This window comes from Streptomyces sp. TLI_55, from assembly GCF_900206255.1.
Taxonomy (GTDB): Bacteria; Actinomycetota; Actinomycetes; order Streptomycetales; family Streptomycetaceae; genus Streptomyces; species Streptomyces aquilus.
Map to the genome: position 1 here is coordinate 8,580,938 of NZ_OAOJ01000001.1, position 24,786 is coordinate 8,605,723.

Below are 24,786 nucleotides of genomic sequence, written 5' to 3' on the forward strand. Positions count from 1 at the left end.
CCGGGCAGAAGGGTGGCCCGGCCGGTCACCCGGAGGGGCGGAGGTGCTGGGACACGGCGTCGGCCGTGGCGGACACCGGGGGGAGCAGCTTCGCCAGCTGGAACGTGGCGGCCGGGGCGACGACAGCCACGGCTGCCACCACGGCCCCGTCGGCGGAGCGGACGGGGAACGCGACGCTGCTGACGTCCGGTTGCAGCGTGCGCTGGGTGACCGCGTAGCCCTCGCGTCTGACCTTGGCGAGGGCCTGCCGCAGCGCGGCGCCCTGGCTCGGGGTCGCCGAGGTGTACGCGTGCAGCGGCCCGGCGCAGACCTCGTTCTGCACGGATTCCTCGGCATGGGCGAGCAGCACCAGTCCCGCGGCGCAGGCGTGCAGGGGCATACGGTCCCCGGACTCGATCCAACTCATCAGGGTGTCGCTCCCGTTGACCACGAACGAGAGGCAGACGCCTTCGACCCGGTCGCGGATCACGATGTACGCCCCTGCCGAGGTGCGGGTGTGCAGTTCCATGAGGTACGGCTGTGCCGCCTCGGCGAGGGGTGAGCAGCGGGGTGCCAGCGTTCCCGTCTCCCAGAGCCTTAAGCCGATGCTGTAACTGCCGTCCCCGTTTCTCTCCAGCGCTCCCCAGCTGTGCAGCTTGTTCACGATGCGATGTGCCGTGGCGAGGGGGAGGCCCGACCGCCGGCTGAGGTCGCTCAACGTCAGAGTGCGGTTCTGCCGGTCGAACGCTCCGAGAACGCTCAGGGCGCGGTCGACGACCGAGCGCTCCGGCGTGCCGGAATGAGGCATGGTCATCCCGTCTTGTTCCTTTCGTGTGCGCACAAGCCGAGTGAACTCGACTCATGCGAACGCCAGATGGGATCTGGCGACGGGCGGCCACCCCTATGATTAAACCTTCAAGAGACTCGAGAAAGGTTGATTCCGGAAGTCCTATGGTCGATTTCGACTCCTTGCCGATCCCTGTTGTTCCCTACTCGCCGGTATGCCGACCGGGATCCGGTATCGCGGTGACCTCTTTCCAGGAACTGCTGCAGTGGGTTCCCCGGGAGTCCCTCGCCTCCCCGCACCGGTTGGAATTCCATCAGCTCCTGCTGGTCACCCAGGGGACCGGTACTTTCTCGCTGGACTCCACGCGCTTCGAGTGCCGTCCGGGCAGCCTGCTGTGGATCCGGCCGAACCAGGTGGTCCAGGCCATTCCGCAGCCTGATCTGGCGGGCGATCTCATCATGTTCACCGAGGCGTTTCCCCCGCGCATGACGGCGCGCCTGGGGATGCTCGACGATGTGCTGCGGCCCTCGCACTGGCGGCTGGGCGAGCCTGAACAGGCCGAGCTCGGAAGGATCCTGTCCCTCATGCAGGAGGAATTCCAGCGGCCCGAACGGGCGTTGGGCGAGGACGTCCTCAAACACCTGCTGGCGGTCTTCCTGCTGAACGCCTATCAGATATGCCGGTCGACCCATGAGGACGGAACCCCACTCGTCCCGGCCCGCGACAACACCTGGGGAGAGCTGTTCGTGCGGTTCCGGAAGGAACTGGAGGGCTCCTACCGCACCACCCGCCAGGTGGAGGACTACGCCGCCGCGCTGAATTGCACGACCCGCGCCCTGTCCCGTGCGTGCCATGCCGTCGCCGGCACCACCACCAAGAACGTCATCGACGCCCGGGTGGCACTGGAAGCGCGTCGCCTGCTGGCGCACACGGATCTGCCCATCGGCGCCGTGGCCCGTCAGCTGGGGTTCACCGAGGTTACGAACTTCACCAAGTTCTTCATACGCCGGGTGAAAATGACGCCAGGCGCTTTTCGGCGGAGCACCGGCACGCTCATCGGGCCACCGGCAAACGTCACCGATGGCCCTGAGGAGTTGTTACCGACGAGTTGTGAACTGACCGGTATTCAATTCGCGGCGGAGTCGTGCCCCCCGTGAATTCCCGATCCTCTTTCCACTCTCCGGAAGGGTGGTTGATCTAGGTCCGGTCTTCTGGGGACACTGGCGTTCGCGTGCGTCGGGCGGCCACTCCCGACCGCAGACCGGTCGGGCGGCTTCCGCGGATCACACCGTGCGGAAGGCGAGCACCACGTTGTGTCCACCGAAGCCGAACGAATTGTTGAGGGCCGCGATCGGCCCGTCGGGCAGCGCCCTTGGCACGCCGCGCACGATGTCGGCCTCGACCTCCGGGTCGAGGTCGTCGAGGTTGATGGTCGGCGGGGCGAGCCGGTGATGCAGGGCCAGGACCGTCGCCACGGTCTCCACACCGCCGGCGCCGCCGAGGAGATGCCCGGTCATGGACTTCGTGGCCGACACCGCCACATGGTCCATGGCGTCGCCGAGGACCTTGCGCAGGGCCTTCACCTCGGCCACGTCGCCCCGGGGCGTCGAGGTCGCGTGCGCGTTGACGTGCACGACCTCGGCCGCTGTGAGGTCACTGGAGTCGAGCAGCGCGGTGAGCGCGGCCGAGATGCCGCGGCCCGTCGGTTCCGGCTGGGTGATGTGGTGGCTGTCGGAGGAGAGCCCCTGGCCGACGGCCTCGGCGTAGACGCGGGCGCCGCGCCGCCTGGCATGCTCCGCCGACTCCAGTACGACCACACCGGCACCCTCTCCGATGACGAAGCCGTCGCGGGCCGAGTCGTACGGCCGGGAGGCGGCCGCCGGATCGTCGTTGCGCTTGGACATGGCCATCATGTTGCCGAAGCCGGCCATGTTCAGCGGGTGGATCGCGGCCTCCGTACCACCGGCCACGACGATGTCGGCCCGGCCGGTGCGGATCATGTCGATGGCGTATCCGACCGACTCGGCACCCGAGGCGCACGCGCTGACCGGCGAGTGCACCCCGGCCCGGGCGTTGAGGGCCAGTCCGACGTTGGCGCCCTGCGTGTTGGGCAGCATCATCGGGATGGTGTGGGGAGACACCTTGCGGACGCCCTGGTCCCGGAGGATGTCGTACTGCTGGAGCAGGGAGGTCACGCCGCCGATGGCGGAGGCGACGACCACGCCGAGCCGGTCGGGGTTGACGGAGGTGTCTTCACCCGCCGGTGCGGTGAAGCCCGCGTCGGCCCACGCCTCGCGCGCCGCGATCAGCGCGAACTGGGCGGAGCGGTCGAGCTTGCGGGCCTCGGTCCTGGACAGGCAGTCGGCGGGTTCCACCGCGATCTGCGCGCCTATCTTCACCGGGGTGTCGGCGGCCCAGTCGTGCGTCAGCAGCCGTACGGCGGAGCGGCCCGCCATGAGCCCCTGCCAGGTGGTGGCGCTGTCACCGCCCAGCGGTGTGGTCGCTCCGACGCCGGTCACGACCACCTTGCGATCAGTCGGTTGCATGAGGATGACTCCCAAGTCGTCAGTGCTGGGCGAGGATGTAGTCGATGGCGTCGCTCACGGTCTTCATACGGCCGGCCGCCTCGTCCGGGATGGTCACCCCGAACCGCTCCTCCGCCGCGACCACGACCTCGACCATGGACAGGGAGTCGACGTCGAGATCGTCGGCGAAGGTCTTGTGGGGGAGTACTTCCTCGTGCGGCACCCCGGCGATCTCGTTGACGATGTCGGCCAGACCGCTGCGGATGTCTTCCTGTACGGCGTTCATGTGCGTCTCCTTGTGAGCGGGACGGCGTTGCTGTCGGCAAGCCGGTGTCGGGGGAGAGTGGGGACGGGGGTGTGGGTGGGACGAACGGCGGCCGGCCTGGCGGGAGTCCGGCCGCCGGGTGCTAGGCGCAGGCGCCCTGGGGCCGGTGCATGCGGGACCGGGCGGTGCGGGGGGACGGCACCGCGTTGCCACCGGGTGCGGGGGCGTCGGCGAGGGACCGAGAGACCCGCCGGGCGGCCGCCAGCAGATGACCGACGGCGTCCGGGACAGCGGTGGACGCCGTGCCCACGGTGATCAGACCGATGGCGCCCAGGACGGCTCCGTCGCCGCCGTGGACCGGCGCGGCGATCTCCACCACGCCGTCCAGCAACTCGCCGTCGGACACGGCGTATCCCTGGCGCCGGGTGTGGGCGACGAGGTCGCGCAGGACGGCGGGGGTGCGGACGGTGCGCTCCGTGTACGGCCGCAGCTCGCCGCCGTAGAGCTCGTCCTGGACGGTGGTGCCGGCGGCGGCGAGGAGGACCCGGCCGCAAGCCGTGGCGTGCAGGGGGAAGCGGTGCCCGCGGGACCACGAGCGGTGCAGGGGCCGGGCGCTGCCGGAGACGCTCTCCAGACAGATTCCCTCGATGCCGTCCCGTGTGGAGAGCAGGACGGCGCGGCGGGTGGTGGAGCGCAGGTCGAACATGGCGGGGACGGCCGCCGCGCGGAGGTCGGCATGCCGGGGAGCGAGCTGGGAGACCTCCCACAGGCGAAGGCCGATCGTGTACTTGTTGTCCTCCGCGCGTTCCAGCGCTCCCCAGGAGACGAGTTTCGAGACAATGCGGTAGGTCGTGGCCACGGGTATTTTCGACCGGCTGCTGATCTGGCTGACGGTCAGACTCACATGGGCGGTGTCGAAGGCGCCCAGGACACCCAGGGTGCGTTCGACGACGGAGCGGTCCGGCGGGGCGTGGGGGGAGGACATTCGACGTGATCCCCTTTCTCGTTCTTCGCGAAACGGTGGTTGGCGTTCGCGGTTGGATGCGGTGCTGTGGTCGGGGATCTCCCTCGGGGTTCTCTGCTGTCGCATTCGCTGATCGGTGTCGACGGGAATTCAACGGGAATTCCCCTTCCGGCCGCCCGGTGCCTGGCCGGCCCGGGCGGCCGGAAGGAATTCAGGAGGCCGTTGTCGCCGGCTGCCCGCGGCGCGGGTGGCGCGGCCGGGCCGCGGGATCGGTGGTGGGATAGCCGACCCGGAAGAAGACCAGGGGCCGCTCGCCGCCCCGGGCCCCGCACAGCCGGCCCAGTTCGCCGACGGTGTCGGGGCAGTCGATGACGTGGCTCTGCGGATGGACGTAGATCCCGTCCCGGAACAGGTCCAGCCACAGCCGGGTCACCAGCCGCCCGGCCTCGACCTCGCCGGCCGGATCGTCGCCCTGGCCGAGGACGACCATCACGACGCCGTCGCCGCTGGTCGCGCTGGAGGACAGGGTGGTCAGCAGCCGGACCAGCCCCAGCGGCCGCAGCGTCCGGTACACCACGGGGGCGAAGAACGTCCGCATGGCGGCGGCCTCGGCCTTGTTCAGGACCAGCATCACGTCGTTGAGGCCGTCGCGCCGGTAGTCGGGGTGGCGGGGGGAGAGCCTGGCCCAGGCCAGCAGCTCCCGGGCGATCCCGGCGTGGCCGAAGAACCAGTGGTAGGCGCGGATCAGGAGCGGCCTGGCGGCGTCCGTGGGGACGACGGCCACCCGGAATCCGGCCTCCTCGGCGGTCTTGAGGCAGCGCTCGACCACCGCCCCGGGCACCTGCTGCGAGGTCCAGGCACCCCGCCACACGCGGCGGGCCTCGACGTCGGCCACCGACCGGGTGCTCGGCTCGACCCACTCGCCGGGCACGATCCGCCCCACACGGGCGGCGCCGGCGTCGTAGTCGGGCTCGAAGCGCAGCGCCATCCCGGCCTCGGCGGCGCAGATCAGCAGGGTCTCGAGGTAGATGCCCAGCGACAGCCTCAGGTCGCGGTGCGAGGGGTCGCTGGGGCCCAGTGCGTACTCCGCGCGCCAGCCCAGCTCGACATGATCGGCGTGGTAACGCAGGTCCCAGGGCTGGGTGTTGTGGGCGTTGGCTGCCCGGGCCGCCATGTCGGCGACCCTGCGCAGGCGGTCGAGGGGATAGGTGGGGGTGCTGTCGGTCTCGGTCACGGCCGTGATCCCGTCGTCTGGGGCTCGCTGGCGGAAGTGAGGTGCGCAGTCGCTGCCGGGGCGGGCTCCACCTCGGCGGACTCCTTGATGCCGAACCGGCGGTGGAGTGCCTTGAGAGGGGCCGGGGCCCACCAGTTGTAGGGGCCGACGGCCCGCATGAAGGCCGGCACCAGCACCCCGCGCACCAGGACCGCGTCCAGCACGATGGCGAGGCCGGTGGCCATGCCGTACATCTTGATCAGGGAGACGCCCGAGGTGAGCATGGCGAAGAAGGACACCGCGAGGATGGCGGCGGCGGCGGTGATGACGGGGCCGCTGGCGCCGAGTCCCTCGCGTACGGAATCCTCCAGCCGGCCGGTGCGGTCGTAGCGTTCCTTGATGCGGGAGACGAGGAAGACCTCGTAGTCCATGGACAGGCCGAAGGCGATGCAGAACACCAGGACCGGCATCGACACGGCGAGCGGCGACGGGGTGAAGCCGAGCAGGCCGGAGAGGTGGCCGTCGACGAACACCCAGACCGCGACGCCGAGGATGCCCACGAGGCTCAGGCCGTTGAACAGCAGCGCCTTGACGGGCATCAGCACGCTGCCCGTCAGCAGGAACAGGAACAGCAGGCTGAGGATGCTGATCAGGGCCATCGCCAGGGGCAGCTTGCCGGCGATGGAGTGGGTGATGTCGACCAGCTGGGCCGCCTGACCGCCGACCAGGACCTTGCCGCCGCCGGGCGGATCGACCGCTCGGACGGCGCGGGCCAGGTCGCCGCCCTGCTCGGAGTACGGCACCACGTCCGTCTGCACCTGGAGGCGGACCGCGTCACCGTCCTGGAAGGAAGCGGCCGTGCGCGGGTCGAGCGGGCTCAGCCGGGAGCCGTCGCGGAACACCCCGGCGGCGCTGACGACGCGGGTGACCTCGGCGGTCTCGGACAGGTCCGCGGAGTAGCGCGCGAGATCGGCGTCGCTCCCCTTCCAGTCCTCGGAGACCACGTTCAGCGCGCGGTCGTCGCCGACGCCGAAGTCGTCGCGCACGGCCTCCGTGACCGTGCGGCTCTCGGTGGCCTTGGGCAGCACCCGCTCGTCCGGTACGCCGAACTGGGCGTCGGCGAAGGGCACCGCCATGAGCAGCAGCAGAGCGATCACGGGGGTGGCGAGCAGAGCGGGACGGCGGAAGGCGAGGCCGGCCATCCGGCCCCAGAAGGTGTCCGCGGCCGGGGCGCGCCGCGTGCGCCGGCGGCGGCCGAGTGCGTCGATCCTGTCGCCGAGCAGGACCAGGGACGCCGGCAGCAGGTACAGCGATCCGAGGACGGCCCACAGCACCACGGCGATGCCCGCCAGCGCGAAGGAGCGCAGGAAGTACTGGTCGAAGACGAGGAGCGTGGCGAGGGCTGCACCGACCACGGCGCCACTGACGGCCACCGTGCGGCCGGCGGTCGCGCGGGTGACGCGCAGGGCGGTGGCGTTGTCGCGGCCGGCCTCGCGTTCCTCCCGGTAGCGCGTGACGATCAGCAGGCTGTAGTCGACGGAGAGACCCAGTCCCAGCGCTGTGATCAGGTTGACGGCGAACACGGAGACGTCGGTGAACTGCGCGGCGACGTTGACGGCCGCCAGTGCCCCGACGATGGTGAGCACGGCCAGGAGCATCGGCAGCAGGGCGGCGATCAGACCGCGGAAGACGATCACGAGCAGCAGCAGGGTGATCGGGATCGCGATGCTCTCCGCGGCGACGATGTCCTTCTCGACCTGCTTGTTCATGTCGTTGTTGATGGCGGTGATGCCGCCGAAGGAGACCGAGACGGCGCCGTCCGGGTCCGACAGCTTCTCGTGCAGCGTGTCGGCGGTGCGCATGCTCTCGTTCTCGTCACCGTCGACCCGGACGAGGATCAGGGCCGCGTCACCGGAGCGCAGGCTCTTGTCGCCGCTGTCGAAGTAGGAGGCGACGACCCGGGTGCCGGCGGTGCCGGAGACCGTTTTGCCGATGGTTTCGGCCTCGTTGCGGGCCGCGGCGCTGCCGGGTCCGCCCCTGGGGTCCTTGATCAGGATGACGAGGTTGGGCTGGCTGTCGGGGAACGAGCGTTCCAGCGCCTCGGCGGCGGCCACGGAGTCGGAGCCGGGGTCGTCGAAGCCGCCCGACTTGAGACGGTCCAGCACCCCGGAGCTCGCGGCGCCGGCGACCAGTAGGAGGAGGAGTCCGGCGAGAAGGGTGAACCAGGGGCCGCGACGTTTCTTTCGGTCGCTCCCGGACGGCACCGAAGTGACCATCACGCTGAGGTCCTTTCTTCAGCTGTGCCCGCGGGCCTGCCAGCGGTCGGCCGGGGCTGGATGGGGGGAACGGGGAGAGCGGTGGTGCGGGGGCGGAGCAGTGGGACGGGGGAGCGACTGCCGCGGATCTGCGGACGGATTGCGTTCGACTCGCCACTGACCTGGGAAAACACTGGCGTGACAAGTGCTCTGCTCAGAGAGCACTGCTCTTTGTCGAGGGTAGTTTTACAGCGAGCACCGCTTCAGTGCAAGAGCACTGCTCTCATTGGGAGAGCAGTGCTCCGATGCTTGGGCAGTGCTCTCGCGGGTGGCACACTGTCGTCATGGATGTCATCCAAGGAGCCAAGGAGAGGGTTCGCGCCGAGGTGGCGGCCGCCATCAAGGGCGAGGCCCGCAGACAGCTCGCCGCCGAGGGCGCGGCGCGGCTCTCGCTGCGCGCGGTCGCCCGTGAGTTGGGCATGGTCTCATCGGCCCTCTACCGCTACTTCCCCAGCCGGGACGATCTGCTGACGGCCCTCATCGTCGATGCCTACGACGCCATCGGGCAGGCCGCCGAGAGCGCTCGCGCCGCCGCGGGCGCCGCCGACCCGCTGCGGGCCTGGGCCGACGTCTGCCGCGCCGTGCGCGCCTGGGCGCTCGAGCATCCGCACGAGTACGCGCTGATCTACGGCTCGCCCGTGCCCGGCTATGCCGCCCCGCAGGACACCGTGGCCCCGGCCTCCCGGGTCGCGCTGGTCCTGCTCGGGGTGGCGGAGGCCGCCCACGACGCCGGCGTCCTCGTCGAGCCGGACCTCCCGGCGGCGGACTGCGACTCGGTCGTCGCCGACGAGATCCGCGAGCTGCTTGACCAGCCGGACCGCACCCTGCCGGGACCGGTCGCGCCCCGCCTGGCCGCCGCCTGGGCGCAGCTCTTCGGGCTGATCAGCTTCGAGGTCTTCGGGCAGTTCAACCGGGTCATCGACGACCGAGACGCCCTCTTCGGCAAGGCGGTGGTCGCGCTCGCCCACCAGGTGGGCCTGCGTCCCATGGGGGACAGCGCACAGGCCTGACGCAGACGCCGCCCGGTTCCCTCGCGTGTCCTCGCGAGGGAACCGGGCGGCGGCATGAAGTGAGCGAATTTCTCCTTCTGTTCATGGTTTCAGGGCCGCTTTCTTACTGAACGGAAAACGTCAGGTCAATCGGAGCCCCGGGTTTTGCTCATTCTGCTCACACAACGCTCACAGGTTTTCTTCCACTGGTTGAGAAGAGCGCTTGCGTACGCTCCGCAGTCGCCGCCAAGCTCTCCGTTGTCGACGTCAGTGGCGAGCGCATCTACTTTTACCGCCGCCTTCTTCTTCTGGCGTCGAGCCATTTTCGCAATCGAGGTCGGATCGAGGTAGCGTTCGTGGCTGATATGGCTATCGTCGGCATGTCGTGCCGATTTCCCGGGGCCGCCGATATCGGCGAGTTCTGGAGAATGCTGGTAAATGCCGAGACGCAGTTCTCGGCGGTCCCCGCGAGTCGCTGGGACCACTCCGCCTACCACCGGCCGGGCGATTTCAGGGAGCCGCACGGCGTCTACACCGACCAGGTCGCGTTCCTGCCCGAGGTCGACCGGTTCGCCCCCGCCCACTACGGCATCCCGCCCCGCCGGGCCCGCACGATGGACCCGCAGGCCAAGCTCTTCGTGGACCTGGCGCGCGAGGCGCTCCAGGACGCCGGCTGGGAGCGCACCGGCTTCGACCGGTCCCGCACGGGCGTCTTCGCCGGGGTGACCTCGCTCGACCACCGGGACATCAGCGTCTCCCGCATCACCGCGAACCTGCTGGCGGACGGCTCCTTCCACGACGGGCAGAGCGACCCGGAGCTGCTGGACCGGCTGCACGAGGCGACCGATTCCTCGCTGATGCCCATGAACTCCTTCACCATTCCCGGGGCTCTGGCGAACATGGTCCCCTGCACCGTGAGCGAGGTCCTCGACCTCGGCGGTCCCTCCATCTCGCTGGACGCGGCCTGCTCCTCGGCGCTCGTGGCCCTGGACGCCGCGGTGCGCAGCCTGCGCTCGGGCGCCTGCTCCATCGCGCTGGTGGGCGGGGTGTACATCGGCCTCTCCCCGACGCCCCTCGTCGGCTTCGCCCGGTCCGGCGCGCTGTCCCGGCACGGAGTGTGCCGGCCGTTCGACGAGCGCGCCGACGGCTTCGTGCTCGGCGAGGGAGGCGCCCTCCTGGTGCTGCGCCCGGTGGAGGACGCCGTCGCCGCCGGGGACCGCATCTACGCCGTCGTCACCGGGGTCGGCTCCGCCAACGACGGCCGGGGCGGCGGCCCGATGACACCGCAGGCGCAGGGCCAGCTCGCCGCGCTGCGCGCCGCCTACCGTGACGCCGGCACGAATCCCGGGCAGATCGACCTGCTGGAGGCGCACGGCACGGGCACGCCGGTCGGCGACCGGACCGAGATCGAGGCCATCGGGCTGCTGCGCGCCGAGTCCGGCTCGACCCAGCCGTGCTACGTCTCCTCCTCCAAGGCGCTGATCGGGCACACGCTGTCCGCGGCCGGCGCGGCAGGGCTGGTGAAGGCCGCGCTCGCCGTGCACCACGGTGTCGTACCGCCGCAGCCCGCCGAGATGCAGGTCAACGGTGCCCTCGACCTGGAGACCGCGGGCCTGCGGGTGGCCACTGCCGCGCAGCAGTGGCCGCACGACGGCGTGCGTCGGGCGGGCGTCAGTTCCTTCGGCTTCGGCGGCACCAACGTGCACGCGGTCCTGGAAGGCGCCCCGGCCATCGAGCCGGACCCGGTCGACGGCCAACTCCCCGACGAGCCCTGGCTGTTCCTGCTGTCCGCCGGGTCGGTGGCGGACCTCGCCCGGCACGCTGAGGACATCCGCGCATCGGTCGCCGCGGACCCGGACGCCACGCCCGCCGTGGTGGCCCACACCCTGGCCCGGCGCGAACTGCTCACCGCTCGCCTCGCGTTCGTCGCCGCGAGCCGGGAGGAACTCCTCGACCGGCTCCAACTCGCCGCACGGCGACTGGCGGACGGCGCCATCGGGGAACTGGCCCCCGGCATCCACGCGGCGGCGAAGCCGTTGCCGGCGGACGAGCGCCGGATCGCCTTCGCCTTTCCGGGGCAGGGCTCGCAGCGGCCCGGCATGCTGGCGGACCTGGTCCGGCGGTTCCCCTCGGCCGCCCACCGCGCGGCCGAACTGGGCGCCCTGACCGCCGAGGAGTCCGACACGGTGCCCACCGTGCTGCCCGGACTGCTGTGGGAGGCGCACGACGCCGACGACAGCGACGCGCAGGCCGCCCTGATGGTGACCGACATGTGTCAGCCGGGCCTGGGCATCACGGGCGCCACCACCGTCGAACTGCTCGCCGCCTGCGGCATCCGGCCCGATGTCGCCGTCGGCCACAGCGTCGGCGAGTTCCCCGCCGCGGTCGCGGCCGGGGCGTTCACCGCTTCCGATGCTGTCAGGTTCATGACGCGCAGGGGGGCGGCGCTGGCCGCCGCCGTGCCGTCCGGCAGCGGCGCCATGCTCGCGGTGCAGGCCCCCGCCGCCGAGGCCGAGCGCCTCGCCCTGGCCGTCGAGGGTGTCTGGCCCGCCTGCTACAACCACGAGGGCCAACTCGTCTTCAGCGGCGGCGTCGAGAACGTGGAGGCGCTGCGCGCCCACTGCGCCGAGCAGGGCGTCGCCGCCGTGCTGCTGCGGGTGTCGCACGCCTTCCACTCACCCCTGGTCGCCGCCGCCGACGAGGTGATGGCGGAAACGATCGCGGGCCTGCCGCTGACCGAGCCCGCCTGCACCTTCATCTCCGGCGTCAGCGGTCAGGAATGCCGGGAAACCCAGGACATCAAGGACCTGTGGGCCCGTCACAACACCGCTCCCGTCCGGTTCACCGACGCGGTACGGTCCGTCGCCGCGACCGGCGCCCGCTTCCTCGTGCAGATCTACGGCGGCGACACCCTCCTGCGCATGGCCCGGCGCAGTGCCGCGGGAGCGGACCTGGAACTCGTACCCCTGACGACGAACCGGTCCGACGACGGCCGCGCCTTCCTCACCGCGCTCGGCCGGCTCGCCGTGGCCGGGGTCCCGCTGGACCCGGCCGTGCTGTTCCCCGCCGACACGGGCCGCCTGCTGTCCCTGCCGCCGTCGCCGCTGCGGACGGATGTGTACACCGTCCGCACCGGCACCGGCCGCCCCCGGCCCCGCACGGTGATCCCCACCCCGGTCGCACCCGCGCCGTCCGTCGCCCGCACCCCCGAGCCGAGCCTGCGCACAGTCATTCCCTCCCCCCTCGCCACCACCCCGATCGGAGAGCCGAGGATGAGCGGTCTCATCGAGTTCCTGCACGCCCAGGTGTCCCTGCTGCAGTCCTTCGACCCGGCCAAGACACAGCCGTCCACAGCCGTCCCCACGATCACCGCATCGGTCCAGGCCCCGGTGCAGGAGCAGCTGCCCGAAGCCGAGGCCGCTTCCCTCGCGCCGGCCGCAGCACCGGCCCAGGTCGCGACCGACGAGGTGCGGGCGGCCGTGTACGCCGGGATATCCCAGGTCAGCGCCTACCCCGAGGACTTCCTGCGGCCCGAGCACGCCTTCGCCACCGACCTCGGATTCGACTCGATCATGCTGGCCGAGCTGGCCACCCGGCTGCGCGGCAGGTGGCCGGAGCTTCAGGTGAAGGCCGCCGAGATGATGGAGATCGCCACGATCGGCGACCTGGTCGCGACCCTCGGGGACCGCCTCGGCGTGACGGCGGCGGCGCCCCCCGCCGCCGCCCCGCCGCCGGTCACGGAACCGGTGCCGGCGCTCGCCGCCCCGGCACCCGCACATCAGCCCCGCGGCACGCAGGACCGCAGCGCGGCCGCCGACGTCCGGGTGTTCCCGGAGGTCCTCGCCTCCCTGGAGCGCAAGCGGAGCATCGAGTCCTCCGGCGTCGTCAACCCGTACTTCCTGCCGCACGAGGGCACCATCCGCGACACCACCCGGGTCGCCGACCGCGAGCTGATCTCCTTCTCCAGCTACAACTACCTCGGCCTGTCCGGCCACCCGGCGGTCGCCACGGCCGTCCAGGAGGCCGTCGAGCGCTACGGCTCCTCGGTGTCCGCCGCCCGCATCCTGTCCGGCAACCGCCCGCTGCACGTGGAACTCGACCGGGGACTCGCCGAACTCGTCGGCGCCCAGGACGCCGTGAGCCTGGTCAGCGGGCACGCCACCAACGTCACCGTCATCGGACACCTGATGGGCCCCGAGGACCTGATCCTGCACGACGCCCTCGCGCACGACAGCATCATCCAGGGGTGCCGCCAGTCCGGCGCCGCCCGCCAGCCGTTCCCGCACAACGACCTGGTGGCCCTCGACCGCATCCTCAGCCATGTGCGCGACGGCTACCGCAGGGTGCTGATCGTGGTGGAGGGCGTCTACAGCATGGACGGCGACACCGCGGACCTGCCCGCGCTCATCGCCGTCAAGCAGCGCCACGACGCCCTGCTCATGGTGGACGAGGCCCACAGCATCGGCGTGATGGGCAAGACCGGCGGCGGCATGGCCCAGTTCTCCGGCGTCAACCCCGACGACGTGGACGTGTGGATGGGCACCCTGTCCAAGTCGCTCGCCAGCTGCGGAGGTTACGTCGCCGGACGGCACGAGCTCATCGAGCACTTCCGGTACACCCTGCCGGGCTTCGTCTTCAGCGCGGGCCTGCCGCCGGCGTCCGCGGCGGCCGCTCTCACCGCCCTCCGGCTGATCCGCGAGGAGCCCGAGCGTGTCACCCGGCTGCACGACAACGCCGCCCTTTTCCTGCGGCTCGCCGCCGAGGCCGGCGTCGACGTGGGCACCAGCGAAGGCACCCCGGTCGTGCCCGCGATCACCGGCGACTCCGCGAAGGCCCTGCTCCTGGCCGACCGCCTCTACGCCCGCGGCGTCAGCGCCAACCCGATCCTGCACCCGGCGGTGGAGGAACGCCTCGCCCGGCTGCGGTTCTTCATCACCTCCGAGCACACCGAGGAGCAGATCACCACCGCGGTGCGCATCCTCGGCGAGGAACTCGCCGCGCTGTCCTCCTGACGCCTCCCCGCACGGCACCGGGGCGGAACCGGCAGGTTCCCCCGCCGACGGCTCCGCCCCGGTGCGCCCCGCACTCGCCCCCGTCCCTCCCCAGACGAGGAAGAACCATGACCGAACCGATTCGTGTAGGTGTCATCGGCGCCGGTACCGAACGGGGCTGGGCCAGGACGGCCCACCTGCCGGCCCTCGCGGCCCTGCCGGAGTACGAGCTGACGGCGGTCGCCACGACCCGCGCCGGCAGCGCCCGCCGCGCCGCCGAACAGTACGGAGCCGCCCACGCCTTCACCGACCCGGCCCGCCTCAGCGGCCACGCCGAGGTGGACCTGGTGGTCGTCGCGGTGAAGACACCGGACCACGCCGACCTGGTGCTGCCCGCCCTGGAGGCCGGCAAGCACGTCTACTGCGAATGGCCGCTCGGCCGTACCACCAAGGAAGCCGAGGTGATGGCCGAGGCCGCCCGGCGGGCAGGCGTCCACGCGGCCGTCGGCCTCCAGGCGCGGCACGCGCCCGCCGCCCGCCACGCCCGCCGACTGCTCACCTCCGGCGCCATCGGGCGGGTCACCGCGGTCAACGTCTTCGCCACCCGCGCCAAGGGAGCCGGCGGCACCGTCACGTCCGACGCCGTCTACACCCTCGACCGGCGAAACGGCGCCGGAACCCTGGAGGTCGCCGGCGGGCACACGCTGGACCTGCTGGAGTTCCTGTGCGGATCCGTCGGCAGGCTCTGGGCGTCCCTCGCCGTCCAGCAGCCCCGGCTGACCGTGTCCGACACCGCGGAGAGCGTCGGCGTCACCAGCGCCGACCACATCGTCGTCGGCGGGTTCCTGGTCACCGGCGTTCCCGTGTCGGTGCACGTCCACGACGGCAAGGCCGGGCACGCCGGCACCCGCCTGGAGTTCTCCGGCACCCGCGGCACCCTGACCCTCGTCTCCGAAGGGCCCGGCGCGGGACACGGCATCCAGATCAGCGACATCCGCCTGTACGAGGACAAGAGCGCCGCCACCGACGGCCGCCGGGAGGTGGCGGTGCCGCCGGACTGCCGGACCGCCGTGGACGTGCCGGACACCGCCGTACGCAATGTGGCGGAGCTCTACGCCGCGCTGGCCCGCGACATCCGCGGCGGCTCGCACACCGTGCCCGACTTCGAGACCGGCCTGCGGCTGCACCGGCTCCTCGACACCGTCCGCTCCGCCGACCAGGCCGCGGCGAGCCAGGTCCGGGAGGTATGAGATGACCGTCCAACTCTTCGCGCAGCGCCCCACGGCGCAGCCCACGCGGCAGCCCGCGGCCACCTTCCTGACCACCCTCACCGGCGGCGACCCGTCCTGGGACGTCTGGCGCGACCCGTCCGAGCCCGAGAACGTCGAACAGCCGCCCGAGGTGGAGCGGCTCCTGACCTTCCTCGACACCGAGGTCGACCCGGACGCCGTCGACCGGGAGGGCGAGATCCCGCCGTTCGTGATCGCGCGGCTGCGCGACCTCGGCGCGTTCCGGCTCGCGACGGGCGAGGACCTCGGCGGGCTCGGGCTGACGCCGTACGGCCTGTTCCGGGCCGTGGAGGCGGTCGCCTCCCGCTCCGTCGCGATCGGCTTCCTGCTCGCCGTCCACAACGGCATCGGGGTCGCCACCTCGCTGCTGCCGACGCTCCCGCACGGCGCCCTGCGCGATCTGATCCGACGCCGCACCCGCGAGGGCATGATCTCCGGCTTCGCCGACACCGAGCCCGCCGGACAGGCCAACCAGTGGCCGCGGACGACCGCCGTCCCCACCCCCGACGGCTCGGCGTACGTCCTCAACGGCGACAAGCTGTTCATCAGCAACGGACCCGTCGCCGACCTCCTGGGCGTCACCGTGACCGTCCGCGACGAGGACGGCCCCCGCGTCGGCCTTGCCGTCGTGGACACCCGCACCCCCGGCTTCGAGGTCCGAGCCGGCCTGGAGTACCTGGGCGTACGGGGCCTGCCCAACGGCTGGCTGCGGCTGAACGGAGTCACGATCCCCAGGGACCATGTGGTCACGGTCGCCCACGGCGACCCCCGCCGCACCCCGGAACGGACCTCGGCCTTCCTGACCGCGCGGCTGCTCATCCAGGCGGCCCCCGCACTCGCCCTCGCCCGCAACTGCCTGCGCTGGTCGCGGGAGTTCACCGCGCGCCGCCGCGTCGACGGCATCGGGCTGGGGGAGTACGACCTCGTCCAGCGCACCCTCGCCGCCAACGCGGCGGACGTCCGCGCCATGGACGCCGTGGTCCGCTGGAGCCTCGGCGCCCCGGCCCCCGGCGACCGCTGGTTCGAGCGCCTGCTCGCCCGCAACTTCTGCACCGAGACGGCCGCCAGGGTCGTGGACCGTACGGTCTCACTGCTGGGCGGCGAAGGGCTGGAGACCGACCGCTCCAAACGCCGACGCGGGGCACCGCCCGTACCGCTGGAGCGGGCCTTCCGCGACATCAGGGTGCTGCGCACCGCAGGCGGCGTGGACGACCTGATCGACGTCCAGGCGGCCCAAGCCCTCCTCACGCACCTCGCGGACACCGAGCCGGCCGGCGGCTTCCGTGACGGTGCCGTGCCGGGCGTGCTACCGGCCACCGAGAACTTCTTCCCGCGCAACGCCCGTCACCTGCACGACCTGCACGAGGACCTGGCCCGCTTCGCCGCCGCCTGCCATGACATCCGCACGCGCGCGGCGAAGGAGCGGCAACGAGCTTCTCAGCAGTACCCGTTGCTGCTGCTCGGCCGCATCGCCCGCGAACTGCTGGGCACCACGGCCGCCCTCGCCACGGCCGAACAGGACGGCCACCAGCGGCTCACCGACGTCCACTGCACGGCGGCCCGGTTCCGGCTGCGCGACCTGTGGGCACAGCTGGACGCCCCGGACCAACCGGACCACGCCGGCATCGCCCGCGCGGTGCTCTCCCGGGACCGGCACCTCGACGATCTGCTCGGCCTGTGACCCCGCCCGCGGCCCCGACAGGAGGCTCGTGATGCACACCGCCCCGCCCCGCCCGACCCGCTACTCCACCCCGCAGCCCCCACCCGCGAACCCAGACCGTACGTCAGCCCCGCTCGCGCCCGCGGACCGCGACCGCACGTCAGCCCCGTTCGCGCCTGCAGGCCCCGACCGCATGACAGCCCAGCTCCCGCCTGCAGTTCCGGATCGCATGACAGGCCTGCTCCCGTCCGCAGGTCCGGATCGCATGACAGCCCTGCTCCCGTCCGCAGGTCCCGACCGCACGCCAGGCCTGCTCCCGCTTGCAGGTCCCGACCGCACGACAGCCCTGTACCCGCCCGCGGACCCCGACCGCACGCCAGGCACGCTCCCGCCCGCGGCCCCGTTCCCGCCCGCGGCCACGCTTCTGCTCTCCTCGCAGGAGATGTTCCACCGGCTGATGGCCGCCCCCTGGGTGAACCGCCCGCCCGCCCGTGCCGTTCCCACGAGGCGCCCGTGACGGGCCCGGCCGGGGCCCGGCTGAGTGTCGCCGCCATCGACGACTATCTCGGGCCCGGCGAGCACCGCTACTTCGGTGCCGGCTTCCGTCGTGTGCGGCACCGGCTGGAGGCCATCCGGGTCTCCCGCCGCCCCGACTCCACCGAGGCGACCGCCCACGCCTCGGTGACGTACCCCGCCCACTGGTCCGCGAAGGGCACCGGCGAGCTTCTGCCGCATCTCAGCAGCGTCGACACCCTGGCCCTGGGCGCGCAGCTCGCCGAGATCCTGCTCGGCCACGCCTACGGCCTCGACGCGGGCGCCCGCTCCCGCATGTGGCTGCGCGCGGTCAGCCTGCGAGCCGGCGTCCATCCACAAGAGGACCTCGCCGACATCCCCGTGCACGGCGTCTTCCGCCCCGCCGAGTCGGAGCGCGTCGCCGACGGCCTGCTGGCCTCCTCCCTGGACGTCCGGATCGGCTCGATGGAGGTCCGCTGCGAGATCCAGCACGAAGTGGCGGGCGGTTACCGGCCCGACCGTGCCGAAGCCCGTCACCCGAGCGCCGAGGACGCCCTGGGCGAGCCGTGCCGGCGCTACTTCGCCGAGCTCTTCCGCCACCGCGACCAGCGGGTCACCCATCTGACGGTCGACCGGGACGCGAGACGCGTGGACGCCACGGTCCGCATCACGCCCGCGCCCGGCGAGAGCGACAGCCGGCCGCGGCCCACCGGACTGGAATCCGCCTACCTGCCCAGCGCGTCCATGATCGACGCCATCACCGTGACGGGCCAGCTCGCCCAGGTCCTGCTGTACGAACTCGACGGCATCGACCGCGGTGACAGCGACACCCTCTGGCTGCGCAAGGCAGCCCTGTCCACCCGTATGCCGCTGCGCGCACTGGATCAGGCCTTCCCCGTGCACGCGCGCATCGAGGACACCCGCCTTCTGATCATCGCCGACGACACCTGGCGGGTCTGCGAACTCGGCTACGCCTTCCACGGCATCACCGGAAGGTTCTCCGTGGCACACCGACTACCCGACCGAGGACCACGATGACGACGACAGCCCCCACCCCGGCGCGCGCGGAACGCAACCGCACGTCCATGCGGCGCCTGGCCATCTCCGGTACCTACAGCACGGGCAAGACCACGACGACCATCGCCCTCGCCCACCTCACGGGAGTACCGCGCACCCACGCCCGGACCATGCGCGAGATCCTGGCCGACGTGCTGCCGGGCAAACGCCTGGAGGAGTGCACGGCCGCCGAACTGGTCCAGCTGGGCGTCCACCGGTTCACCGAGCGGGCCGTGCACGAGTCCCACCTCCCCGACGGATTCGTCTCCGACGGGTCCTCCCTGCACGAGTGGGTCTACGGCAAGGTGCGCGTCCGCGCCGGGATCCATCCCACCGACGGCTACGAGACCGGGGGAGCGGCGCCGGACTTCTACGAGGAGGTGATCGACGCCCTGGGCGCGGTGCTGAAGGACCACGCGCGCCGGGCCTACGACGTCTTCATCCATCTGCCGGTGGAGTTCGACCTGGTCGCCGACGGGCACCGCCCGGTTTCCGAGCGCTTCCGGAGCATGTCCGACGAGCTGCTGCGCGACACGCTCGACGAGCTGGGCATCCCGTACCACGTCGTCGGCGGCACCCTCGAGAACCGTCTCGCCACCATCGTCGACATCTTCGGCCTGCCCGCGCGCACGAGTCTGGACCGCGCGGTGGAACTGGCCCGCCGGGAGACCGCCGACGCGTACCGCCACACCGCGCAGGCCGCCGAGCGCCGCTCCGCGTGAGAACGCGCCGGGGAGCGAACCGGCCCGTGCCCCCGGCGCGCCACCCCACCCCTGACGTCCGACCTCTGCAACCGAGGGAGCCCTCATGCCCGGTACCACCACCTCCGCCCCCCGAACGCCTGCCCCCACGCCCGCCTCCGTCCCCGCGGTGGCCCCCCTGTTCCGCCCCTTCTCGGTCGGTGGGCTGCGCCTGCCCAACCGTGTCGTCATGGCGCCGATGACGCGCAACTTCTCGCCCGACGGCGTTCCCGGCCCCGAGGTCGCCGAGTACTACGCGCGCCGGGCCCGGGGCGGCGTCGGCCTCATCGTCACCGAGGGCACGGTCGTCGGCCACCCCGCGGCCGCCCCCACCACCACCGTGCCGCGCTTCCACGGCGAGGACGCCCTCGCGGGCTGGGCCCGGGTCGTGGAAGCGGTCCACGCCGAAGGCGGCCGCATCATCCCGCAGTTGTGGCACGCCGGCCTGGAACGCAAGGGCGCCGACGTGCCCGACCCACAGGTGCCCGCCGCCGGGCCCGGCACGCTCTCCGAGTCCGACATCGCCGAGGTGGTCGCCGCGTTCGCCCAGGCCGCCGCGGACGCCCAGCGCCTGGGCTTCGACGGTCTCGAACTGCACGGCGGACACGGCTACTTGATCGACCAGTTCCTCCGCCCCGAGATCAACACGCGCACCGACGGATACGGCGGTGACCTCGGCGGCCGTACCCGCTTCCCGGCCGAGCTGGTGGCGGCGTGCCGGGCCGCGGTCGGCTACGACTTCCCGCTCTTCCTGCGGATCTCCCAGTGGACCGTCGGTGACTTCGGCGCCCGGTTGGCGGCCACCCCCGACGAACTGGAGCTGATGCTCGGCCCGTTGATCGAGGCGGGCGTCGACGTCATCGACTGCTCGACCCGGCGCTTCTGGCTGCCGGAATTCCCCGGCTCGGACCTCTCGCTGGCCGGCTGGGTGAAGAAGCTGACCGGTCTGCCGACGGTCGCCGTCGGCTCGGTCGGGCTCGACGACAGCGAGTTCCTGAGCGCGCTCATCGAGGGCAAGGGCGCGGCGAACGGTTCGCTGAACCGCCTGGTGGAGTGCATGGAGCGGGACGAGTTCGACCTCGTGGCCGTCGGGCGGCTGCTGCTCTCGGACCCGGAGTGGGTGGCCAAGATCCGTGACGGCCGCGAGGACGAACTACGCCCGTTCTCCGCCGAGGCCCTCCTCGGCCTGCACTGAGCCCTGCTGATTCACCGGATGCGGTGCTTCCGCCAGAAGGCCGTCAGGTCCTTGTCCGTCACGGACTGGGCCGCCTTCTTGAAGTCGGCGGTGGTGGAGACGCCGTACCAGTGGTCGTGGGCGTACCGCTTGAGGAGGCGTGCCATCTTGTCGGCTCCGACGGTGCGCTCCAGGTCGGCCAGGGCGCAGGGGCCGGCCACGTAGATGAGGTGGTATTCGTTTGGATGCGTGCTCCAGTACGCCATCGAGTTGGTGAGCGCGCTGGACTGGTTGGGCCAGCCGATGTCCGACCAGCAGTCGCGGGTGTCCACGCCGAGGAAGCGGTAGTTGGCGTACTGGGCGAAGCTCTCGTCCAGCCAGGGCGCGCCGTACTCGTCGTCGCCGACGATGCCGTACCACCACTGGTGGGCCACCTCGTGGACGACGGCGCTGCCTTCCTCGGTGGTGCCGAGGATGACCAGGCCGGGGTACTCCATGCCGCCGCCGAAGTCCTTGGCCATCACGAAGTCGATCTCGCCGTAGGGATACTGACCGAACTCCCTGCCGAACCGGTCGACGGCGGCGACGCCGTCCTTGCGATTGAGGCGCACACCCGCCGCGGGTGTGTTCGGCGTCCAGTACGACTTCACGCGGACGCCACCGGGCGAGGTGTCCGTCGCCGTACGGAACGGGCCCGCTGCCCAGGCGAAGTCCCGCACCTGGTGCGCGACGCTGTGCGTGACCGTGCGTCCGGGCTCGCCACCGGTGGTCCAAGTACGGCCCGTGGCAGGGATCTTGAGGGCTGACGGGTGGTCGATCCGCACCCGGAAGTCGCTCGCCAGGGCGTAGAAGCTCTCGCCGGTCGACACGTAGGGATCGAGGTGCCATCCCTTCGCGTCGTGCACGGCGAGCACCGGCAGCGCGTTGCCCAGGAAGCGGAACGCGCCCTCGCGGCCGAAGCGGGCGTTGCGCTGGGGCACGGCGATGGACACGTCGAAGGAGAGCGCCGTCCGCTCGCCGTGCGCGAGGGGCCTGGGCAGGGTGATGCGCAGCGCCGTGCAGTTCACGCTCAGGGAGCCCGCGGTGCCGCCATGCAGGTGGGACAGCTTGACCGGACTCGGCTTACCCGGCGTGCCGCACTTGTCGTCGCCGTTGCCCCACAGACGTACGTACACCTCACGCAGGGGCCGGTCGGAGGCATTCCTGAACGACACCCGCTGGTGCCCGGTCCAGTGGGAGCCGTCGGCGTCGCTGCGCAGGGACACGTCGTAGCGCAGCCGGTCGGGCGTCGCGGCGCCGGCTTCGGGAGCCGGTGCGGCACCGGTGGCGCCGGCAGCCACCAGCAGGGTGACGGGGACAACGAGCAGACGCCGGAGGGCTGTTGACCACGCGCGTGGACGAAAGGACGACATGCCAGCGGATCCTGCCACATGGGCACGTCAAACACTTGAACGGGTCAGCCCTACCTCCTGACCCCCGACACCGTCGCGAACCTCCTTTCGGATATAGCTGAAACGTCTGGTGACCATGAGGCCCCGGTTCCAGTCTGGGCGTGCGAGTCCGACCACTCAGCATCCGGGGGATGACATGAAGTCACTCAAAACCGCGGCGGCGGCCCTGCTCTGCGCGGGCGCGCTGGTCACCACGACCGGCAGCGCCGAGGCCGTACAGGAGTCCCGGGACGGCGGCACCGCCGTCCTCGTCGTGAACACCTTCCAGAGCCTCGGCACGCAGCGTTGCATGGACGACAGCTACGAGTACGGGTTCCGTACGTTTCCCTGCAACAGCGGCCAGTACCAGCAGTGGGACGTCCATGTCTTCAACGACGGCACGCGCCGCTTCCAGAACAAGGTCACGGGACGCTGTGTCTACGACGGCCCGGCCGGGTTCAGCGCCCAGTACTGCGACAGCTCGGAGTACGTGAGTTGGTTCGTCTCACGCCACCACTCGGTGCGCCTCACCTTCCGCAACCAGTACACCGACCGCTGCATCGACGACAGCGACGACAGCGGCTTCCGCACCACCCGCTGCAACGGCGGCATCTACCAGGACTGGGTCTGACGCCCCACCACACGGAGAAGAGGCGCACATGGCCGACGAGATGGTGGAACGCGCGCAGCAGTTCATCAACTCCTACAACGTGCCCGGCATCCCCAAGGTGGAGGTGAACGGACGCACCAGCTGGACGGTGATGTACGGCCTGACCCGGGCGCTCCAGTACGAGCTGGGCATCACCACGCTGTCGGACTCCTTCGGTCCGACGACGCTGAGCCAGCTCCAGTCCCGGTACGGGGCGCAGATCGACGACCGGACCCGGCACGAGAACATCTACCGCGTCATCCAGTCGGGCCTGTACTGCAAGGGCTACGACGGCGGCGGCATCGACGGCACCTACAACGGCAGGACCGCGGACTCGGTCGCCCGGCTCAAGGCCGACATGGGCGTGGGCGGGACGTATCCGGGCAACGGCCTTCAGCCGAAGGTGTTCAAGGCGCTCCTCACGATGGACCCGTACGTGCGGGTCGGCAACGGCACCGATCAGGTGCGCCAGATCCAGCAATGGCTCAACGGGCGGTACGTCCAGCGGCGGGAGTTCTTCATCTGCCCGGCCGACGGGAACTTCTCCCGGGACGTGCAGAAGGCGCTGGTCTTCGCCCTCCAGTACGAGATCGGCATGAGCGACGACGTCGCCAACGGGCGTTTCGGCCCCGGCACTCAGGACGGCATCAGGGCGCAGGCGATGCTCGGCCTCGGTTCGGCCGACGGCGCCAAGCAGTTCGTGCACCTGTTCCAGGCGGCCATGCGGTTCAACGGCTGGGACGTCGCGTTCGACGGCTTCTACTCGGGGTCGCTGCTCAGTACCGTCGTGGACTTCCAGCACTTCGCCCAACTGCTGCCCACCACCGGCACCGCGGACTTCCGCACCTGGGCCTCACTGCTGGTCAGCACCGGCGACCCGAGCCGGCCCGGCACCGCCGCCGACTGCATCACCGAGATCACCCCGGCCCGCGCCCAGTCGCTGCGCGCCGCCGGATACACCACGGTGGGGCGGTACTTGACCAACGCGAACGTCACGAACCCGAAGAACAAGAAGATCCAGCCCGGCGAACTCGCCAACATCGTCGCGGGCGGCCTGTCGGTCTTCCCGATCTACCAGACCAACGGCGGCGACCCGGAGTACTTCAACGCGCACCAGGGTGCCACGGACGCCCTGGCGGCCCTGGAGGCGGCCCGCGGACACGGCTTCCGTGCCGGGACCACCATCTACTTCTCCGTCGACTACGACGCCGTCGACGAGGAGATCACCAGCCGGGTCATCCCGCACTTCCGCGGGCTGACGGGCCGTATGGCCGCCTACGGCAGCGAGTACCGCGTCGGCGTCTACGCGCCCCGCAACATCTGCAGCCGGCTCGCCAAGGCCGGTCTGACGGTGTCCAGTTTCGTGTCGGACATGTCGACCGGCTACAGCGGCAACCTGGGCTTCCCGCTGCCGAAGGACTGGGCCTTCGACCAGATCGCGACGATCACCGTGGGTTCGGGCACCGGTTTCATCGAGATCGACAAGGATGTCGCGTCCGGACGCGACACCGGGCAGACCCAGTTCACGCCCCGGGGACCGGACACCGCGCTGGACGTGCCCTTCGACCTGAGCCGCCGGGGTGCCCTGACCACGGATCTCGGCACCTACATCGTGGCCAACGGCCACGACGACTGGTACCGGGACCGCACCCCCGCGGAGTGCATCGGCAAGGTCCTCGACATGGACGCGCTGATCACGGGCCTGGCCCGGTCCTTCCGGATGCGCAAGTCGCTGATCCAGGCCGTGGTCTTCTGGGAGTACCAGGCCGACTTCACCGACGAGGCCGTGGATGTGCTGGTCGACTCCTACTTCAACTGGAAGGAGGCGCAGGCCGCCTGGGAGCAGGACCCTGTCGGGTCACCGCCCTCCCCGCCGACCGTGATCAAGGACGACTCCAGCACGGGCGTCGCCCAGATCTTCGGCAGGACCGGGATCAAGGCCCGTAACCACTGCATCCGCGCGGACGTGATCTCGGGCCCGATCCAGGACACGGAGGACTGGCGGGCGCGCCGGGCGGTCTGGGACCAGCTGCGCAACGACGACGACTACAACGTGAGCACCGTCCCGCTGATCCACATCTGGTCCGCCGCCATCAACGGCATCACCACCGACCGGCTGAGCTACTCCGACGCCGAGATCGTCACGGTGCTCGCCCAGTACAACGGCGCTGACGAATACGGTCGTCGAGCCCGCGACCTCTACAGCATCTTCGAGACCTACAACGCGGCCCTGCGCCGCTGAAGGGG

18 protein-coding genes are annotated in these 24,786 nt (G+C 71.3%); 11 read left to right on the forward strand and 7 right to left on the reverse strand.

What is annotated here, in order from left to right:
• Positions 1-25: 25 nt before the first annotated feature.
• Positions 26-793, reverse strand: a complete 768-nt coding sequence (locus CRP56_RS39360; RefSeq protein ID WP_097272376.1) for an IclR family transcriptional regulator — start codon at positions 791-793, stop codon at positions 26-28.
• Between the two features lie 137 nt (positions 794-930).
• Between CRP56_RS39360 and CRP56_RS39365 the strand changes: the two genes are divergently transcribed.
• Positions 931-1,923 carry a helix-turn-helix domain-containing protein gene (locus CRP56_RS39365; protein WP_097272377.1) on the forward strand — a complete coding sequence of 331 codons (993 nt, stop codon included), beginning with the start codon at positions 931-933 and terminating at the stop codon, positions 1,921-1,923.
• Positions 1,924-2,049: 126 nt separating this feature from the next.
• Here the strand turns inward: CRP56_RS39365 and CRP56_RS39370 are convergent, their stop codons facing one another.
• The 5 genes from CRP56_RS39370 to CRP56_RS39390 all read right to left on the reverse strand — a co-directional run bounded on the left by CRP56_RS39370 (position 2,050) and on the right by CRP56_RS39390 (position 8,009).
• Positions 2,050-3,312 (reverse strand): beta-ketoacyl-[acyl-carrier-protein] synthase family protein, encoded by a 1,263-nt coding sequence (locus CRP56_RS39370; RefSeq protein WP_097272380.1) that lies wholly within the window; start codon positions 3,310-3,312, stop codon positions 2,050-2,052.
• Between the two features lie 19 nt (positions 3,313-3,331).
• Positions 3,332-3,577, reverse strand: a complete 246-nt coding sequence (locus CRP56_RS39375) for an acyl carrier protein (protein WP_097272382.1) — start codon at positions 3,575-3,577, stop codon at positions 3,332-3,334.
• Positions 3,578-3,698: 121 nt separating this feature from the next.
• Positions 3,699-4,541, reverse strand: a complete 843-nt coding sequence (locus tag CRP56_RS39380) for an IclR family transcriptional regulator (RefSeq protein ID WP_179851229.1) — start codon at positions 4,539-4,541, stop codon at positions 3,699-3,701.
• Positions 4,542-4,731: 190 nt separating this feature from the next.
• Complete coding sequence (locus CRP56_RS39385; protein WP_097272386.1) at positions 4,732-5,754, reverse strand: hypothetical protein; 1,023 nt, start codon at positions 5,752-5,754, stop codon at positions 4,732-4,734.
• Positions 5,751-8,009 carry an MMPL family transporter gene (locus tag CRP56_RS39390; RefSeq protein WP_097272388.1) on the reverse strand — a complete coding sequence of 753 codons (2,259 nt, stop codon included), beginning with the start codon at positions 8,007-8,009 and terminating at the stop codon, positions 5,751-5,753. The genes CRP56_RS39385 and CRP56_RS39390 overlap by 4 nt, the downstream gene beginning before the upstream one ends.
• A gap of 323 nt (positions 8,010-8,332) precedes the next feature.
• Here CRP56_RS39390 and CRP56_RS39395 point away from each other — a divergent pair, with 323 nt between their 5' ends.
• The 8 genes from CRP56_RS39395 to CRP56_RS39425 all read left to right on the forward strand — a co-directional run bounded on the left by CRP56_RS39395 (position 8,333) and on the right by CRP56_RS39425 (position 20,481).
• Positions 8,333-9,058, forward strand: coding sequence for a TetR/AcrR family transcriptional regulator (locus CRP56_RS39395; RefSeq protein ID WP_097272390.1), 726 nt, complete (start codon positions 8,333-8,335; stop codon positions 9,056-9,058).
• Between the two features lie 359 nt (positions 9,059-9,417).
• Complete coding sequence (locus CRP56_RS39400; RefSeq protein ID WP_097274929.1) at positions 9,418-14,049, forward strand: type I polyketide synthase; 4,632 nt, start codon at positions 9,418-9,420, stop codon at positions 14,047-14,049.
• Between the two features lie 107 nt (positions 14,050-14,156).
• Complete coding sequence (locus tag CRP56_RS39405; protein ID WP_097272392.1) at positions 14,157-15,278, forward strand: Gfo/Idh/MocA family protein; 1,122 nt, start codon at positions 14,157-14,159, stop codon at positions 15,276-15,278.
• A gap of 1 nt (position 15,279) precedes the next feature.
• A complete protein-coding gene (locus CRP56_RS39410) occupies positions 15,280-16,998 on the forward strand; it encodes an acyl-CoA dehydrogenase family protein (RefSeq protein WP_097272395.1) in 1,719 nt (572 codons plus the stop codon).
• Between the two features lie 244 nt (positions 16,999-17,242).
• On the forward strand, positions 17,243-17,494 hold the full coding sequence (locus tag CRP56_RS47275; protein WP_143664973.1) for a hypothetical protein: 252 nt from the start codon (positions 17,243-17,245) through the stop codon (positions 17,492-17,494).
• Positions 17,491-18,528, forward strand: a complete 1,038-nt coding sequence (locus tag CRP56_RS39415; RefSeq protein WP_097272397.1) for an AvrD family protein — start codon at positions 17,491-17,493, stop codon at positions 18,526-18,528. Before CRP56_RS47275 ends, CRP56_RS39415 begins: the two co-directional genes overlap by 4 nt.
• Complete coding sequence (locus tag CRP56_RS39420; RefSeq protein WP_257041566.1) at positions 18,525-19,268, forward strand: ATP-binding protein; 744 nt, start codon at positions 18,525-18,527, stop codon at positions 19,266-19,268. Before CRP56_RS39415 ends, CRP56_RS39420 begins: the two co-directional genes overlap by 4 nt.
• Positions 19,269-19,353: 85 nt before the next feature.
• On the forward strand, positions 19,354-20,481 hold the full coding sequence (locus tag CRP56_RS39425) for an NADH:flavin oxidoreductase (protein ID WP_097272399.1): 1,128 nt from the start codon (positions 19,354-19,356) through the stop codon (positions 20,479-20,481).
• 11 nt (positions 20,482-20,492) lie between these two features.
• On the opposite strand, the gene CRP56_RS39430 is transcribed toward CRP56_RS39425, so the two are convergent.
• Positions 20,493-21,872, reverse strand: coding sequence for a M1 family metallopeptidase (locus tag CRP56_RS39430; protein ID WP_097272401.1), 1,380 nt, complete (start codon positions 21,870-21,872; stop codon positions 20,493-20,495).
• A gap of 175 nt (positions 21,873-22,047) precedes the next feature.
• Here CRP56_RS39430 and CRP56_RS39435 point away from each other — a divergent pair, with 175 nt between their 5' ends.
• Both CRP56_RS39435 and CRP56_RS39440 read left to right on the forward strand, forming a co-directional pair.
• On the forward strand, positions 22,048-22,521 hold the full coding sequence (locus CRP56_RS39435; protein WP_097272403.1) for an RICIN domain-containing protein: 474 nt from the start codon (positions 22,048-22,050) through the stop codon (positions 22,519-22,521).
• A gap of 28 nt (positions 22,522-22,549) precedes the next feature.
• Positions 22,550-24,781, forward strand: coding sequence for a glycoside hydrolase domain-containing protein (locus CRP56_RS39440; RefSeq protein ID WP_097272405.1), 2,232 nt, complete (start codon positions 22,550-22,552; stop codon positions 24,779-24,781).
• Positions 24,782-24,786: the final 5 nt, after the last annotated feature.